Consider the following 16,346-nt stretch of genomic DNA (forward strand, 5'->3'; position numbering starts at 1 on the left):
TCTGGATTTGCGGTGCGCGATGACGACGACAGACCTGCCCCATCCGTCCTGGCCTGTCGGCGGCGGCCTTTGCGGAGAGCTGGTGCGCCGGTTCGACTGGTCGCGCACGTCCTTGGGGCCGATCCGGGACTGGCCCGCCAATCTGCGGATCAAGGTCAACTCGCTGGTCAACTCTCCGATCCCTCAGGTTCTGATGTGGGGACCGGATCATGTGATGATCTATAACGACAGCTATATCGAGATCGCGGGCAATTATCATCCGCGCGCCCTGGGCGGCACGGTGCCCGACATCTGGCCGGAAATCTGGGACTTCAACCGCGCCGTTCTGGAACGGGGAATGCGGGGCGAGGTGCAGGCCTTCCGCGAACAGCCGATGGTGCTGAACCGCAACGGCCAGCCCGAGGACGTGATCTTCGACCTGTTCTATACCCCCATCTACGGCGAATCCGGCGTGGGCGTGGACGGCGTCCTGTGCACCGTGCTGGACATCACCGGAACCGTGCGCGCCCGCGATGCGCTGGCCGAAAGCCGGGCCGAGCTTTACCACCTGTCCGACGCGCTGCCGATCCTGGTGGCCTTCCTGGACAAATCGCTGGTCTTCCGCTTTGCCAACCAGTGCTATCTGGAAGTGTTCGGCGTCACCCATGAGCAGGTGATCGGCAAGCGGATCGAGGATATCCTGGGCGCGGGGCAGGCCGCCCAGACCCAGGACATGCTGGACCGCGCCCTGCTGGGCGAGACGGTGAATGTCGATGCGGTCGTGCATCTTCCCGGCGACCGGCCCCGCCACCTGGAAATGCGCTGCCTGCCGCGGATGTCGCGGGACGACCGGATCGACGGCGTCTACATGATCCTGATCGACATCGAGGATCGCAAGCTGACCGAAAACCGGCTGCGCGACAGCAACAACCGCTTCCACGCGGCGGTCGAGGCGATCCACAGCGTCTTGTGGACCAACTCTCCCGATGGCCGGATGGAGGGGGAACAGCGCGGCTGGGCGGCGCTGACCGGCCAGGATTTCGATGCCTATCAGGGCTATGGCTGGGCCGATGCGGTCCATCCCGACGACCGCGCGCCCACGATCCAGGCATGGCGGCAGGCGCTTGCGGCGCAGTCGACCTTTGAATGGGAACACCGGCTGCGCTGCGCGGACGGCGAATACCGCATCTTCAGGATCCGCGCGGTGCCGACGCGCGACGATGCGGGCCGGATCAGCGAATGGGTGGGCGTCCATACCGACATCACCGAACAGCGCCTGACCGAGGCGCAGTTGCAGGCCCAGGCCGAGGATCTGCAACGCCAGATCGCCCATCGCGAGCGGGCCGAGGATCAGTTGCGCCGCCTGAACGAGACGCTGGAGGCCCGCGTCGCGGACGAGATCGAACAGCACCGCAAGACGGAACAGGCGCTGCATCGGTCGCAGAAGATGGAATCCATGGGGCAGCTGACCGGCGGCGTGGCCCATGATTTCAACAATCTCTTGCAGGTGATCGCGGGCAGTCTTCAAATGCTGGCGAAAGATTGCGACGGCAATGCCAGGGCCAGCCAGCGGGTCGAAAACGCGCTGTCGGCCGTCGCGCGCGGCGCCAAGCTGGCCAGCCAGCTTCTGGCCTTCGGGCGCCGTCAGCCGCTGGAGCCTCGGGTGATCCAGCCCGCCCGTCTTGTGACCGAGATGGACGACCTGCTGCGCCGGTCGCTGGGCGAGGCGGTCGAAGTCCAGGTGATCGTGCCGCAGGGGTTGTGGAACATCTGCGTGGACCGCGCGCAACTGGAAAGCGCGCTTCTGAACCTGGCGATCAATGCCCGCGATGCGTTGGACGGCCCCGGCCAGTTGACCATCGAAATGGCGAACAAGCGGCTGGACGAGATCTATGCCCTGGCTGCGGGCGATGTCTCGGCCGGGGATTACGTGATGCTGGCCGTGACCGACACCGGCTGCGGCATGACCCCCGAGGTGCTGGAGCGGATCTTCGATCCCTTCTATTCCACCAAGCCGGAAGGGCGGGGGACGGGCCTGGGCATGTCCATGGTCTATGGCTTCGTCAAGCAATCGGGGGGGCATGTGTCCGTCTACAGCGAACCGAACGAAGGAACGACCGTGCGCATCTATCTGCCGCGATCTGACAGCGACGAGGATACCGACGCCCCGCTGTTCGACGGGCCCATCGTCGGCGGCACGGAAACCATCCTGGTGGTCGAGGATGACGAGGCCGTGCGCGCCACCGTGGTCGATCTGCTGGAATCGCTGGGATACGAGGTGCTGACGGCGCGGGATGCGCAGGCGGGTCTGGCGGTCGTGGAAAGCGGGCTGCATATCGACGTGCTGTTCACCGACGTGGTGATGCCCGGCGGGCTGTCCAGCCGCGACATGGCGCGGCGCGCGCAGCAGATCCTGCCGGGGCTGGGGGTGCTGTTCACCTCGGGCTATACGGAAAACTCGATCGTCCATGGCGGCAGGCTGGATCCGGGGGTCGAGCTGTTGTCGAAACCTTATTCGCGCGAAGCCCTGGCCCGCCGGCTGCGCCATGTCATCGCCAACACCCGGCAGGCCCGCCAGGCGACCGAGGCCGAACGGGCGTCCGAACCGCGCAGGGACGCGGATCCGGCGGGCGACCGCCCCGTCTCGATCCTGCTGGTCGAGGATAACGCCCTGATCCGCGCCGACACCGCCATCATGCTGGAGGAGATGGGCTATACCGTCACCCAGGCGGGCAAGGCCGCGCCCGCGCTGTCCAGCCTCGAGGGCCAGGCCTTCGATCTGCTGCTGACCGACCTGGGCCTGCCCGACATGAACGGCAACGAGCTGGCGCAGCGGGCGGTGGACATCCGGCCCGGCCTGGCGGTGGTCTATGCCACCGGCGACAGCGCCCTGCCTGCGGGCTGCCCGCCGCAGACCGTGCTGCTGTGCAAGCCCTATGGCGAGGACGACCTGCGCGCCGCAGTCCGGCAGGCCCTGTCCCAGGTCGGGTGAACGCCAAGCCTCTTGGCGGACGGGTCGGGGCGTGTTACTCCAAACCCGTTCTCAGGGCGGGGTGCAATTCCCCACCGGCGGTGACAGCCCGCGAGCGCCCCTTGGCAACAGGGGGGTCAGCAGATCCGGTGAAACTCCGGGGCCGACAGTATAGTCTGGATGAAAGAGAACCGTGGCCGCGTCGCCCCTTGGCACGGTCATGGCTCATGTCCTGGGACCATACGCGAAGCAACGTAAGGTTCCTGAAAGATGACCCACAAGACCCCCCGTATCGCCTTCATCAAGGCCCGCTGGCATTCCGATGTCGTGGATCGTGCCTATGACGGTTTCCTCGCCGAACAACAGCGCCTGATTCCCGGCGCCGAGGTTGTGGCCTATGACGTGCCGGGCGCGTTCGAGATGCCGCTGCTGGCCAAGAAGCTGGCCCAGACCGGCACATACGATGCCGTGGTCGCCGCCGCGCTTGTCGTGGACGGCGGCATCTATCGCCACGATTTCGTCGCCGCCGCCGTGGTCAACGGCCTGATGACCGCAGGGCTGGAAACCGGGGTGCCCTGCTTTTCGGTCTCTCTGACGCCGCACAATTATCAGGAAACCGAACTGCTGACGGGCTTTTACCGCGACCATTTCGTCAAGAAGGGTGCCGAGGCGGCCAATGCCGTCCATCAGGTGCTTGAACTGGACGCCCGCATCGCTGCCGAGGGCCGCGCCGAAGTGGCATGAGGACAGGGCGCGCGGGACCGGCCCGCGCGCCTTCCGGTTATTCCACCGTGACCGATTTCGCCAGGTTGCGGGGCTGGTCCACGTCCGTCCCCTTGGCGACCGCCGTGTGATAGGCCAGATACTGCATCGGGATCGCATAGAGGATCGGCTGGAAAACCCCGCCGCCCGAGGGCATCCGCAGGCTTGCCTGAACCCCGTGGCTGGCCGAGGCAAGGCCCGCCTCGTCCGAGACCAGCAGGATCGGGCCGTGGCGGGCCATCACTTCCTGCATGTTCGAGACGGTCTTTTCGAACAGCGCGTCATGCGGGGCCAGCACGATCACCGGCACGTCGCGGTCGATCAGCGCGATCGGCCCATGCTTCAACTCGCCCGATGCGTAACCTTCCGCGTGGATGTAGCTGAGTTCCTTGAGCTTCAGCGCGCCCTCCAGGGCCACCGGATACAGCGCGCCGCGTCCCAGAAACAGCACGTCGCGGGCCTGGGACAGCCATTCCGACAGCGCCCGGCAGTCGTCCGACAGGTTCAGCACCTGCTGCATCAGCGCGGGAATGCTGCGCAAATCGGCCAAGTGACGGCCAAGCGCCGCGTCGTCGATGCGGCCCCGGTCGTGGGCGGCCTTCAGCGCCAGGATCGCCAGCACCGTCAACTGGCAGGTGAAGGCCTTCGAGGACGCCACGCTGACCTCGATCCCTGCAAGGGTGGGCAGGGCGACATCCGAGTCCCGCGCGATGGCCGAGGTGCCGACATTGACCAGCCCGACGGTGCGGGCGACGTGATCCTTGGCATAGTGCAGCGCGGCCAGCGTATCGGCCGTCTCGCCCGACTGGCTGACGGCGATGAACCAGCTTCCGGGCGACAAGGGAGGTTCGCGATACCGGAACTCGGACGCCACGTCGATGTCGCAGGGCAGGCCCGCCAATTGTTCGAACCAGTATTTCGCGACATGGCCCGCCAGATGCGCGGTGCCGCAGCCGACCAGGTTGATGCGGTCGACATCGCGGAAATCCAGCCCGTCGGGCAGCACGATCCGGTCACCCTTGACGTAATGGTTCAGCACGTCGCCGATCACCACCGGCTGTTCGGCGATCTCTTTGGCCATGAAGTGGCGATAGCCGCCCTTATCGATGGCGGTCGCGCCGCTGTCGATGCGGGCCTCGGGCCGGTGGGTCTGGTTGCCCTCGGCATCGAAGACCTGCACCCCGGCGCGGGTCAGGATCGCGTGGTCGCCGTCTTCCAGATAGGTGATCCGGTCGGTGAAGGGCGCCAGCGCCACGGCGTCCGATCCCAGGAACATCTCTCCGTCGCCATGGCCGATGGCCAGCGGGCTGCCCTTGCGCGCGGCGACCATCAGGTCGCCCTCGCCGTCGAACAGGAAGGCCAGCGCGAAGGCGCCGCGCAGCCGGGCCAGCGTCTTGCGCGCGGCCTCGACCGGGGGCAGGCCCTGGTCCATGTAATGCGCGGTCAGCAGGGCCACGGTTTCGGTGTCGGTCTGCGACTGAGGCTGGATGCCCAAGGCCGACAGTTCCTCGCGCAGGTCGCGGAAATTCTCGATGATGCCGTTATGGACCACCGCCACCGGGCCGGACTGGTGCGGATGGGCGTTCACCTCGGTCGCGGCGCCGTGGGTGGCCCAGCGGGTATGGCCGATGCCGATATGGCCGGGCAGGGGGTCGTGGACCAGCCGGTCGGACAGATTCACCAGCTTGCCCACCGCGCGCCGCCGATCCAGCCGCCCGGACGCATCGACCGTCGCCACCCCCGCGCTGTCATAGCCGCGATATTCCAGCCGCCGCAGCGCATCGACCAGTTGCGGGGAAACCTCGTGCGATCCGAGGATACCGATAATGCCGCACATCAGCGGGACTCCTTTTTCGCGCGCAGGGCTTCCATCAGGCGTGTGGCAAGGCCGGGCTTGTTCTCTTGCCGGGCCCGGCCCAGGGCCAGGGCGCCGGCGGGCACGTCGGCGGTGATGACGGACCCCGATCCGGTCATGGCGTCGTCGCCCACGCGGACCGGCGCGACCAGCATCGTGTCGCTGCCGATGAAGGCGCGCGCGCCGATGTCGGTGCGGTGCTTCATCACGCCGTCATAATTGCAGGTGACGGTGCCCGCGCCGATATTGGTGCGCTCGCCCACATGGGCGTCGCCCAGATAGGTCAGGTGGCCGACCTTGACGCCCTCGTCCAGCACGCTGTTCTTGATTTCCACGAAGTTGCCGACATGCACGTCGCCGCCCAGTTCCGCGCCGGGGCGCAGGCGGGCGAACGGCCCGACCGTCGCGCCGGACGAGATATGGCAGCCTTCCAGATGGCAGAAGGGCAGGATCTCGGCCCCCGATTCGACCGTGACACCGGGGCCGAAAACGACGTTCTGGCCGATCACCGTGTCGCGGCCGATCACCGTGTCCAGGGCGAACCAGACCGTCGCCGGATCGCACAGCGTCACACCGTTTTCCAGCGCCTGACGGCGGGCGCGGTCCTGGAAGGCGGCTTCGGCGCCGGCCAGTTCCGCGCGGGTGTTGATGCCCAGCGTTTCGGATTCGTCGCAGGTGACGACATCGGTGCTGCGGCCTTCCGCGCGGGCAAGCGCCACCAGGTCGGTCAGATAGTATTCGCCGGAGGCGTTCTCGTTCGTCAGCCGCACGATCAACTGGCGCAGAAGCGACGCCTCAAGCGCCATGACGCCGGAATTGCACAGGGCGATATCGCGCGTCGCGGAGTCGGCGTCCTTGTATTCGACGATCCGTTCCAGCCCGCGGCCCGAGACGATCAGCCTGCCATAGCGGCCCGGATCCTCGGCTTCGAATCCCAGCACGACCAGGTCCGAGGGGTGCGAGGCAAGGGCGGCCAGCGTATCCTCTCCGATAAACGGGGTGTCGCCGTAAAGGACGATCACCTTGCCCTCGAAGCCCTCCAGTTCCGGCAGGGCCTGGCGGACGGCATGGCCCGTGCCCAGCTGTTCGGCTTGCAGCACGATCCGGGCGTCGGGGTCGATCTTGCCCACGGCCTTGGTCACCTGATCGGCGCCATGGCCCGCGACCACGATCACCTGTTCGGGTTCCAGCGTCCGCGCCACAGCCAGGGCATGGCCGACCAGCGGCGCGCCGCCCAGCCGGTGCAGCACCTTGGGAAGGTCCGACTGCATCCGGCTGCCCTGACCGGCCGCCAGGATCACGATCGCCACCGGATTGTCCGCCATGCTGCCCCTCATTCGCTGTTCAAATTCCTTGCCGGGCGTTCTAATCGGGGCCGGGCGCGGGCGAAAGCCCCCGGCGTTCACCTTTGGTGTCGGATCGTTGCGGAAAGGGACAGGCGCATGGCGGGAACGGTGGTCTTCGATCTGGACGGGACGCTGGCCGATACCTCGGCCGACCTGATCGCGGCGGCGAATGCCTGCTTCGCCTCGCGCGGGATCGAGGTGGCCCTTGATCCGGTGGCCGACGCGCTGACCGCGTTCCATGGCGGCCGGGCGATGCTGCGGGCCGGATACGGCCGGATCGGCGCCGACATGCTGTTGCCGCCGGGGGCCGAGGACGAGGATTATCCCCGCCTGCTGGAGTTTTATGGGCAGAACATCGCGGTTCATACGACGCTGTATCCGGGGGTCGAGGAGTGCCTGGACCGCTTGCAGGCAGACGGGCATATCCTGTCCGTCTGCACCAACAAGCCCGGTTCGCTGGCCGAGACCCTGCTGGATGCCCTGGGGGTGCGCGGGCGGTTCGCGTCGATGATCGCCGCCGACACGCTGCCGGTCAGAAAGCCCGACCCGCGTCCCTATCGCGCGGCGGTCGAGCGGGCCGGGGGCAGCCTGGCCGCGTCCTTCCTGGTGGGCGACACCGAGACCGACCGCAAGACCGCCGCGGCGGCGGGCGTCAGGGTGGCGCTGGTGTCCTTCGGACCCGAGGGCGAGGCGATCTCGCGCCTGGCCCCGGATGCCCTGATCGGCCATTTCGATGAACTGCCGGATCTGGCGCGGCGCTGGCTGGACTGACCCTCCGGCAGGGCGGACGCGACGCGTTAATGACTTTTTAGACATATTTACGACACCGACCCGACCAATTATTAACGGGGCGTTAACGATTGTTTATGTTTGTCGGTGCCGCAGCCGGTCCGCTTTAGGCGGGCTGCATCCCTGCCCGCCGACCTGTTGTCTAGGGTGTCACGATGCAGCCGCATTGCACGGTCGAGGACCAGTGCCTGTATTTCTTTCCCAATATCGGATTTCGCCCCGCCGTTCATGTCGTTCAGCGTGACCAATATGGGGACCACATGACCTTGGTCATAGGCGACGACAGCCCGATGCAGGGCAAGGTGCCGCCGGGCTATGCCAATTACAACCTGCTGGTCGATCCCTATGCGACGTGGGGCGACCCCGCCGGTCCCGTTATGGCGGCGCTGAACCAGGGGGCATCGGGCGGCACTCCCGCCGTGGCCCGGACGGCATCCTTCTGGGGCGGAAGCGGAGGGTCGTCCAGCAGCGGCAGCTCGGGCGGGTCGTCCGGCGGCGGGAATACGTCGGTGCCCGGAATCGACGACTCTTCCTCGACGCGGCCGGACACCGGCTATCCGTCCAAGCCCGTCGATCCGACGAAACCCACCGATCCCATCATCGAAGTTCCGGGGGATCCCGATCTTCCCCCGCTGGCGCCCGTTCCGGTGCCCGACGCGGCCCCCATGCTGATCGCGTCGCTGCTGGCCTTCGCCCTGCTGCGCCGCGTCCGGGGATAGGGCCGCCCCCGGCAGGGGACGGCCGCGCCGATCACTCGGCCTTGTCGGCAGGCTTGGCGTTCAGCTGGCCATAGTTCTGGGCGCCGATCGTGTCGAACAGCTGCAACTGGGTTTCCAGGAAGTCGATATGGCCTTCCTCGTCCTCGATCAGGTCGTCGAACAACGACTTGGACACCTGATCGTTGACGCTGGAGCAGTATTCGCGCGCTTCCAGATACAGGGTGCGGGCGTCGTGTTCCGCAGCCAGGTCGGATTCCAGCGTTTCCCGCAGGTTCTGCCCGATCCGCAGAGGATCCAGCTTTTGCAGGTTCGGGTGGCCTTCCAGGAAGATGATTCGCTGGATCAGCCGGTCGGCATGATGCATCTCTTCGATGGACTCGGCGCGCGACTTGTCGGCGATGCGGCCGAAGCCCCAGTCTTCCTGCAACCGATAATGCAGCCAGTACTGGCTGACGGCCGTCAGTTCAGACCGCAGCGCCGCGTTGAGATACTCGATAACCTTTGCGTCGCCCTTCATGGTGGGTGTCCTTTGCGCTATCTGATTTTGCCCGCAAAATCGGCGGGGCTACGCCCAGATTATCGCAGTGACGCATGGTGTCCAGAAAGAGCGGCATACATCCACCGCAATCGGCGCGTTTACCGAGCGCGTGGTATATTTTTCCCGGCGTGATGATCGTCTGGGGATCCGCGTTCCGCATCCAGTCGATCGCTGCCTTGATCTCATGGTCCGAGATTTGCGTGCAATGGCAGACAATCATCGCGTTGCTCCTGTTCAGGGAAACATAGCGATTCTGTCGGAAATGTAAAGCTGAGTTTTTTTCTTGGGCACCTTGGACTTGACCGGCGGGCGGGGCGGACGCAGAAGCGCGCGCATGAAGCTGTCCGATTTCGATTTCGACCTGCCCGCCGATCTGATCGCCACGCGCCCGGCCCGCCCGCGCAGTTCCGCCCGGTTGCTGCTGGCGGAAGGCGGGACGATTGCCGACCGGCGGGTCGGTGATCTGCCCGGCATTCTGCGGGCGGGCGACGTGCTGGTCCTGAACGACACCAAGGTGATCCCCGCGCGGCTGACCGGCACCCGCGCCCGCGCCACCCCCCAGGGCGAGGCCACCGCCCGGATCGAGGTGACGCTGCTGGAACCCGCCGCCGACGGCTGGCGCGCGCTGGCCAAGCCATTGCGCAAACTGCGGGTCGGAGAAGTGATCCGCTTCGGCGACGCCCTGTCGGCCGAGGTCGCCGCAATTGCCGAGGGCGAGTTGACGCTGCGCTTCGATGCGCAAGGCGATGCCTTCGACGCGGCCCTGTCGCAGGTGGGCGCGATGCCGCTGCCGCCCTATATCGCCGCGCTGCGGGCGCCCGATGACCAGGACCGGCAGGATTACCAGACCGTCTGGGCGGCTCGCCGGGGCGCTGTCGCGGCGCCTACCGCCAGCCTGCATTTCGACGACGCGCTGCTGGCCGACCTGGCCGCGAAGGGTGTCGAATTCGTCCATGTCACCCTGCATGTCGGCGCGGGCACCTTCCTGCCCGTCAAGGTCGAGGACGTGACCACCCACCGGATGCACGCCGAATGGGGCGAGGTCGGCGCCGATGCCGCCGCCGCGATCAACCGCGCCCGCGCCGAGGGGCGGCGGGTGATCCCGGTCGGCACCACGGCGCTGCGGCTGATCGAATCGGCGGCCGCCCCCGACGGCACCCTGCGGCCGTTCCAGGGCACGACCGACATCTTCATCTATCCCGGCTATCACTTCCGGGTGACCGATGGGCTGATGACGAATTTCCACCTGCCGAAATCCACGCTGCTGATGCTGGTCTCGGCCTTGATGGGGCAGGAAAAGATCCGGGAAATCTATGCCCATGCGGTCAATTCGGGTTATCGCTTCTTCAGCTATGGCGATGCGTCGCTGTTGATTCCCTAGGGTCGCTTTCCGGGTAGCCTGCCGGCGACGGATGGGCCACAGAAGGGGCGTTCCTTCCCAAGTCCGAGACGATCCATGCTTTCCGTGCTGCGAACCACATGGCCGCTGTTCCTGGGCATCCTGCTGCTGATGGTCGGCAACGGGATGCAGGGCACGCTGCTGGGGATCCGCGGCGGGCTGGAGGGGATCCCGACCTTGCAGATGTCGGTGGTCATGTCGGGCTATTTTGCGGGGTTCCTGCTGGGCAGCCTGACGGTGCCGGGCCTGATCAAGAACGTGGGCCATGTCCGCGTCTTCGCCGCCCTGGGGTCGATGATCTCCTCGGTGCTGGTGCTCTATTCGGTCGAGCCGAACTGGATCTGGTGGACGCTGCTGCGCTGCGTGATCGGGTTCTGCTTCTGCGGCGTCTACATCACGTCGGAAAGCTGGCTGAACGCGCGGTCCACCAACGAAAACCGGGGCCAGACGCTGTCGGCCTATATGATCGTGCAACTGCTGGGGATCGTGGCGGCGCAGGCGCTGCTGAACACCAGCGATCCGGGCGGCTACACGCTGTTCATCATCGCATCCGTGCTGGTGTCCTTCGCCTTCATGCCCATCCTGCTGTCGGCCCGGCCCGCGCCGCAGTTCCAGACCATCAAGCGCATGTCCTTCGGCCAGCTTTACCGTGCCTCGCCGCTGGGCTGCGTGGGCATCTTCCTGATGGGCGGAGTGTTTGCCGTGCTGTCGGGCATGTCCTCGGTCTGGGGGGCGGTGATCGGGCTGTCGGTGGCCGAGATATCGGTCTTCGTCGCGGCCAGCTATGCGGGCGGGCTGGTGCTGCAATACCCCATCGGCTGGATTTCCGACCGTTACGACCGGCGCAAGCTGGTGCTGATCCTGGCGGCGGTCGGCACGGCGACGGGCGTCGCGGTCGTGTCGGCCCAGCCCGGAACGCTGGGGCTGGTGATCGCGGGGGCGCTGATGGGCGGCATCGCCAACCCGATCTATGCGCTGCTGCTGGCCTATACCAACGACTACCTGGACCAGTCGGACATGGCGGCGGCCTCGGCCGGGCTGCTGTTCATCTATGGCATCGGATCGATGGGAGGGCCGGTCATCACCGGCTGGCTGATGGAGGTTCTGGGACCGGACGGCTTCTGGGTCTATATGGCGGTGCTGCTGGCGATGCTGACCGTCTATGCCGGGTGGCGGACCACGCGCCGCCGGGCGCTGACGCCGGATGAACAGGGCAACTTTGCCGTCATCACCCCCAACGCCACCACCATCGCGGTCGAGGCCGCCCTGGACGAGAAGCAGTCGAACCCGTCCTGAGCGGCCTTCTTGTCCGCCCGCCGGGAATGGTTTAACGCTGAACTATCGTGACCAGACGGGGGAGCCTATGGCCCAGAATTTCGACATGGTGGTGATCGGCGCAGGTCCGGGCGGCTATGTCGCCGCGATCCGGGGCGCGCAACTGGGCCTGAAAGTCGCCTGTATCGAGCGCGAGCACCTAGGCGGCATCTGTCTCAACTGGGGCTGCATCCCCACCAAGGCGCTGCTGCGGTCCGCCGAGGTGTTCCATCTGATGCACCGCGCCAAGGATTTCGGGCTGACGGCACAGGGCATCGGCTTCGATCTGGACAAGGTCGTGGCCCGGTCGCGCGGCGTGGCCAAGCAGCTGACCGGCGGCATCGGCCACCTGTTCAAGAAGAACAAGGTCACGACCATCATGGGCGAGGCCCGGCTGGTGGCCCCCGGCAAGATCAGCGTCATCACGGACAAGGGGACCGAGGAGGTCACCGCCAAGAACATCGTGCTGGCGACAGGCGCGCGGGCGCGCGAACTGCCGGGGCTGGAGCCGGACGGCAAGCTGGTCTGGAACTACAAGCACGCGCTGATGCCGCCGCATATGCCCAAGAAGCTGCTGGTCATCGGATCGGGCGCCATCGGCATCGAATTCGCCAGCTTCTTCAACACGCTGGGCGCCGACACCACGGTGGTCGAGGTGATGGACCGCGTGCTGCCGGTCGAGGACGCGGAAATCAGCGCCTTCGCCAAGAAGCAATTCGTCAAACAGGGCATGAAGATCCTGGAAAAGGCCACGGTCAAGAAGCTGGACCGCAAGGGCAGTATCGTGACCGCCCATATCGAATCCGCGGGCAAGACCGAGACGCAGGATTTCGACACGGTGATCTCTGCCGTGGGCATCGTTGGCAACGTGGAAAACCTGGGGCTGGAGGATCTGGGCGTCAAGGTGGACCGCACCCATGTCGTGACCGACGAATATTGCCGCACGGGGGTCGAGGGGCTGTATGCCATCGGCGACGTGGCGGGCGCGCCCTGGCTGGCGCACAAGGCCAGCCATGAAGGCGTGATGGTCGCCGAACTGATCGCGGGCGGGCATCCGCATCCCGTCAAGCCCAGCAGCATCGCGGGCTGCACCTATTGCCACCCGCAGGTCGCGTCGGTCGGGTTGACCGAGGCCAAGGCCAAGGAGCTGGGCCACGACATCAAGGTGGGCCGTTTCCCCTTCGTCGGCAACGGCAAGGCCATCGCGCTTGGCGAGCCTGAAGGGCTGATCAAGACCGTCTTCGACGCCAAGACCGGCGAATTGCTGGGCGCGCACATGGTCGGCGCCGAGGTGACGGAACTGATCCAGGGCTATGTCATCGGCCGCCAGCTGGAAACGACCGAACAGGATCTGATGGACACCGTGTTCCCCCATCCCACCCTGTCCGAGATGATGCACGAATCCGTGCTGGACGCCTATGGCAGGGCGATCCATTTCTGATCGCCGTTGCGCGGGGCCGGGCTGCAACGCCCGCCCCGTCAAGGCCGCGTTAACCGTTTCGTAACTATCCCTTCGCCCATGCGCCTGCCGCGGGCTGAAGGAGATAGGTCATGAACATCGCGATCACCAACGGGCTTTTGCTGATGCCGCCCGCGTTCCGGGGCGGGTTGAACGCCTGGTCCATGACGAACGGCACCCCCGGCAGCCCGACCTGGGGATCAGCCGACAACGGCGCCCTGGTGCCCGCGGACCAGGATTTCGGCACCTGTCTCGAGGTGATGAAGCAGCAGACCACCACCAGCATCCGGTTCATGGGCGAGACACCGTTGATTCCAGGGGTCTATCTCCGCGTTTCGGCCCGGATCAAGGCGGTGGCGGGGGCGCTGTGGGCGGCGCGCATCGCGGGATGGGCGGGCAACGGGTCGCGCGCCCATGTCGACGGGCTGGTCGAGGTCGGGCCGACCGTGCCCATGACCGCCTATGGCGACGTGATCGAGGTCAGCGCCATCGTCGGCGTCGGGTCGCGGCAGGGCGTGAACATGGCCTGGGGCACGGCGCCGGTCTATGGGCATTTCGGCCTGGATCTGGTCGGCGCGAATGGCGGCGCCTTCCGCATCGAATCGATACGGATCGAGGACGTGACGGCGGCCTTCATCCCGTCGCTGATCGACTGGGTGGACGTGCGCGATTTCGGCGCCAGGGGTGACAACGCGACCAACGACCGCGCGGCCTTCGTGGCGGCCGACCAGGCGGCCAAGGGCGGCTGGGTGCTGGTGCCGGAAGGCACGTTCTTCATCAGCGGCGACCTGGGGATCAACAGCCCGATCCGCTTCAAGGGCACCATCCGCACCCCCGCCGATACCCGCGTGTCGTTCCTGCAAAGCTTCGATTTTCCGACCTATGCCGATGCCTTCGGGGACGAGACGCTGGGCATGAAGAAGGCGTTGCAGGCGCTGTTCGGCTATACCGACCATGTATCGCTGGATCTGTGCGGGCGCCGCGTCGACCTGACCGAGCCGCTGGTCGTGGATGCCTTGGCGCCCAGCCTGACCGGCTTTTCCAACCGCCGGGTGATCTGCAACGGCAGCATCCTGGCGGTGGCGGGCCCCAAATGGGACACCGGCCGGTGGACCAGCACCGCGACCTACAACCCCGCCCAGCCGCTGCGCCTGTCGGCGGTCGCCAATGTCGCCGCCATCGAGGTCGGCAGCCGCATCAGCGGCCCCGGCGTCGGGCGCGAGGTCTATGTGAACGGCAAGGATGTCGCGGCGAAGACCCTGACCCTGTCGCAGCCCCTGTATGGCGGGGCGGGAACGCGCAGCTACAGCTTCGAACGCTATCGCTATCTGTTCGATTTCTCGGGCGTCGAGCAGCTGTCGCGGCTGAACTTCGTCGACCTGGACCTGAACTGCGAAGGCATCGCCAGCGGCATCATGCTGCCGCCCAAGGGCGAGATGATCGCGCTGCGCGACTGCTATGTGACCAAGCCCAGGGATCGGGGCATCACCTCGATCGGGCGGGGCTGCCAGGACATGCTGATCGACCGATGCCAATTCCTGTCGAACGAGATCGACCTGCCCGCCCAGCAGCGCAATACCATCGCCATCAACGTCAACGCCAACGACGTGAAGATCCGCGACAACCGCTTTGTCCGCTTCGCGCATTTCATGGTTGCCGATGGCGGAGGGCACATCATCTCGGGCAACCACTGGTTCCAGGGCGACGGATCGGGCGAGGGGCTGCGCTATGCGGGGCTGGTGCTGACCCAGCCGAATGTGCAGACCACGATCAACGGCAACTATATCGACAACGCCTCGATCGAGTGGACCAACGAACACAGCGCCGAGCCGAATTTCACCGGATCGGAATTCAGCTTCGGCGGGCTGACGATCACCGGCAACACCTGCCTGTGTTCCAATACCGCCGCCTGGTTCACCTGGCTGACGGTCAAGCCCCACGGCACCGGGCACTTCATTCATGGGCTGACCGTGACCAGCAACGTCTTCAAGGCGTTGTATGGCGAAGTCGACCGGATCGAGCGGGTCGATACCTCGATCGCCGACCTGGACTACAACAACATGCGGAACCTGCAATTCGAGGGGAACACCTTCAACGGAATTCTGAATTATGTCTCCAACCCGTTGATGGTGCAGCATAACCAGACTTCGGCCGCGACCGCCTGGACGCTGCCGGTGATCGAGGGGCTGCCCTTCAAGGGCTGGGCCAAGTCGGTGCAGTCGGTAATTGCGGAAACCGCGATCACCGATGCCGCAGGCGCACGCGTCGATGCCGCGCCCTGGACGCAGGTCGAGGTGGGAACGTCCCGCAGGCAGATCCGGCTGAACTGGCCGACGGCCGCGCGGGGCAGGGTCTGCGTCTATGCCCGGATGGACCGCCCGCAGTAGCGGCCCGAGCCGCCGCGCCTCGCCGCGGCGGTTTTTTCATGGGATGTCCAGATCCGCAGGCGTCAGCCGGAAGGCCGCGCCGAAGCCTGCGTTCAGGAAACCCGACTGAGGCGCCAGCCGCCAGAACCGGAAATCGGGCAGGTCGATGAAGGCCGCCGCCTTGGGATGCGCCTCCAGCCAGCGGGCGCGCAGACCGGCGGCATCGTCGATCATCGCGGCCTTCACCTGCAAGGACAGGCGGGGCCAGGTCATCGGATCGCCCTTGCCGCCCTGCGTTTCCACCAGCAGTGCCGCGCGCGGATCGGCGGAAAGCGCCCGGCTGTGGACCGCCAGCCCCGACAGCAGCGCGATGGGCGAACCGGACGGGTCGATCTGGCAGGCGATCTTGGAAAGATGCGGATGGCCGGTGGCGGCATCGTTTACCGCCAGAACGGCATGGCGCATCGCGGCCAGCATTTGCCGGGCCTTGTCGCGGGCACCGTCGGTGGTGGTGCGGATGGGATCCTTTGTCATTGCCGGAGGCTGGCGCGGGATGCAGGGATTTGCAAGGCTTGTGAATTCTTTACAAACGTCCTTCATAATTCGTCAATAATTTTACTAAATGATTGTTTTCATAAAAATATTTACCAGACTTCGTGTGATGTGATTAACTTGACCGAGGGAGCGTGCCCGAGCCTGCCGCCTTCGGGTCGAAAGACCCTGGACGCAGCGGCGAGGGCGTGAGGAATAAGGCAAGCTGATGACGATTGAAGCGATTGAAAAGCATCCTGTTCCGGCGGGTTTCGGGGATGCGCATGTGGGGGCTGGGGATTATGCGCGGCTTTATGC

General features: G+C 66.1%; 13 protein-coding genes and 1 riboswitch. Of the genes, 8 read left to right on the forward strand and 5 right to left on the reverse strand.

What is annotated here, in order from left to right; translation table 11 throughout:
* Nucleotides 1–19: 19 nt before the first annotated feature.
* Nucleotides 20–2,971, forward strand: coding sequence for a hybrid sensor histidine kinase/response regulator (locus PARHAE_RS15590; RefSeq protein ID WP_126155495.1), 2,952 nt, complete (start codon nucleotides 20–22; stop codon nucleotides 2,969–2,971).
* Between the two features lie 43 nt (nucleotides 2,972–3,014).
* A riboswitch (FMN riboswitch) is annotated at nucleotides 3,015–3,146 on the forward strand.
* Between the two features lie 74 nt (nucleotides 3,147–3,220).
* Nucleotides 3,221–3,694 (forward strand): 6,7-dimethyl-8-ribityllumazine synthase, encoded by a 474-nt coding sequence (locus PARHAE_RS15595; protein ID WP_126155496.1) that lies wholly within the window; start codon nucleotides 3,221–3,223, stop codon nucleotides 3,692–3,694.
* A 37-nt stretch (nucleotides 3,695–3,731) separates the two neighbouring features.
* Here PARHAE_RS15595 and glmS read toward each other — a convergent pair whose 3' ends face one another.
* Both glmS and glmU read right to left on the reverse strand, forming a co-directional pair.
* On the reverse strand, nucleotides 3,732–5,549 hold the full coding sequence (gene glmS / locus PARHAE_RS15600) for a glutamine--fructose-6-phosphate transaminase (isomerizing) (RefSeq protein ID WP_126155497.1): 1,818 nt from the start codon (nucleotides 5,547–5,549) through the stop codon (nucleotides 3,732–3,734).
* A complete protein-coding gene (gene glmU / locus PARHAE_RS15605) occupies nucleotides 5,549–6,892 on the reverse strand; it encodes a bifunctional UDP-N-acetylglucosamine diphosphorylase/glucosamine-1-phosphate N-acetyltransferase GlmU (RefSeq protein WP_126155498.1) in 1,344 nt (447 codons plus the stop codon). Before glmU ends, glmS begins: the two co-directional genes overlap by 1 nt.
* Nucleotides 6,893–7,009: 117 nt before the next feature.
* Between glmU and PARHAE_RS15610 the strand changes: the two genes are divergently transcribed.
* Nucleotides 7,010–7,684: an HAD hydrolase-like protein gene (locus PARHAE_RS15610; RefSeq protein ID WP_126155499.1), complete on the forward strand. Its 675-nt coding sequence runs from the start codon at nucleotides 7,010–7,012 to the stop codon at nucleotides 7,682–7,684.
* A gap of 278 nt (nucleotides 7,685–7,962) precedes the next feature.
* The gene (locus PARHAE_RS15615; RefSeq protein WP_126155500.1) at nucleotides 7,963–8,421 is read left to right on the forward strand and encodes a hypothetical protein; all 459 of its coding nucleotides are present in this window, start codon (nucleotides 7,963–7,965) and stop codon (nucleotides 8,419–8,421) included.
* A gap of 31 nt (nucleotides 8,422–8,452) precedes the next feature.
* Here PARHAE_RS15615 and bfr read toward each other — a convergent pair whose 3' ends face one another.
* Nucleotides 8,453–8,938, reverse strand: a complete 486-nt coding sequence (gene bfr, locus PARHAE_RS15620) for a bacterioferritin (RefSeq protein WP_126155501.1) — start codon at nucleotides 8,936–8,938, stop codon at nucleotides 8,453–8,455.
* On the reverse strand, nucleotides 8,886–9,179 hold the full coding sequence (locus PARHAE_RS15625) for a (2Fe-2S)-binding protein (protein WP_126155502.1): 294 nt from the start codon (nucleotides 9,177–9,179) through the stop codon (nucleotides 8,886–8,888). The genes bfr and PARHAE_RS15625 overlap by 53 nt, the downstream gene beginning before the upstream one ends.
* A 114-nt stretch (nucleotides 9,180–9,293) precedes the next feature.
* Between PARHAE_RS15625 and queA the strand changes: the two genes are divergently transcribed.
* The 4 genes from queA (at nucleotide 9,294) to PARHAE_RS15645 (ending at nucleotide 15,518) form a co-directional block, all read left to right on the forward strand.
* Nucleotides 9,294–10,340, forward strand: a complete 1,047-nt coding sequence (queA, locus tag PARHAE_RS15630; RefSeq protein WP_126155503.1) for a tRNA preQ1(34) S-adenosylmethionine ribosyltransferase-isomerase QueA — start codon at nucleotides 9,294–9,296, stop codon at nucleotides 10,338–10,340.
* 75 nt (nucleotides 10,341–10,415) lie between these two features.
* On the forward strand, nucleotides 10,416–11,654 hold the full coding sequence (locus tag PARHAE_RS15635) for an MFS transporter (RefSeq protein WP_126155504.1): 1,239 nt from the start codon (nucleotides 10,416–10,418) through the stop codon (nucleotides 11,652–11,654).
* A gap of 67 nt (nucleotides 11,655–11,721) precedes the next feature.
* Entirely contained in the window at nucleotides 11,722–13,113 is a 1,392-nt protein-coding gene (lpdA, locus tag PARHAE_RS15640) for a dihydrolipoyl dehydrogenase (RefSeq protein WP_126155505.1), read from the forward strand.
* Nucleotides 13,114–13,223: 110 nt separating this feature from the next.
* Entirely contained in the window at nucleotides 13,224–15,518 is a 2,295-nt protein-coding gene (locus tag PARHAE_RS15645) for a glycosyl hydrolase family 28-related protein (protein WP_126155506.1), read from the forward strand.
* A 36-nt stretch (nucleotides 15,519–15,554) separates the two neighbouring features.
* Here PARHAE_RS15645 and PARHAE_RS15650 read toward each other — a convergent pair whose 3' ends face one another.
* Nucleotides 15,555–16,031 (reverse strand): HugZ family pyridoxamine 5'-phosphate oxidase, encoded by a 477-nt coding sequence (locus tag PARHAE_RS15650; RefSeq protein WP_126155507.1) that lies wholly within the window; start codon nucleotides 16,029–16,031, stop codon nucleotides 15,555–15,557.
* Between the last annotated feature and the right edge of the window lie 315 nt (nucleotides 16,032–16,346).

Origin of the sequence: Paracoccus haematequi (genome assembly GCF_900631945.1) — a bacterium.
In the GTDB taxonomy this organism is placed as follows: Bacteria; Pseudomonadota; Alphaproteobacteria; order Rhodobacterales; family Rhodobacteraceae; genus Paracoccus; species Paracoccus haematequi_A.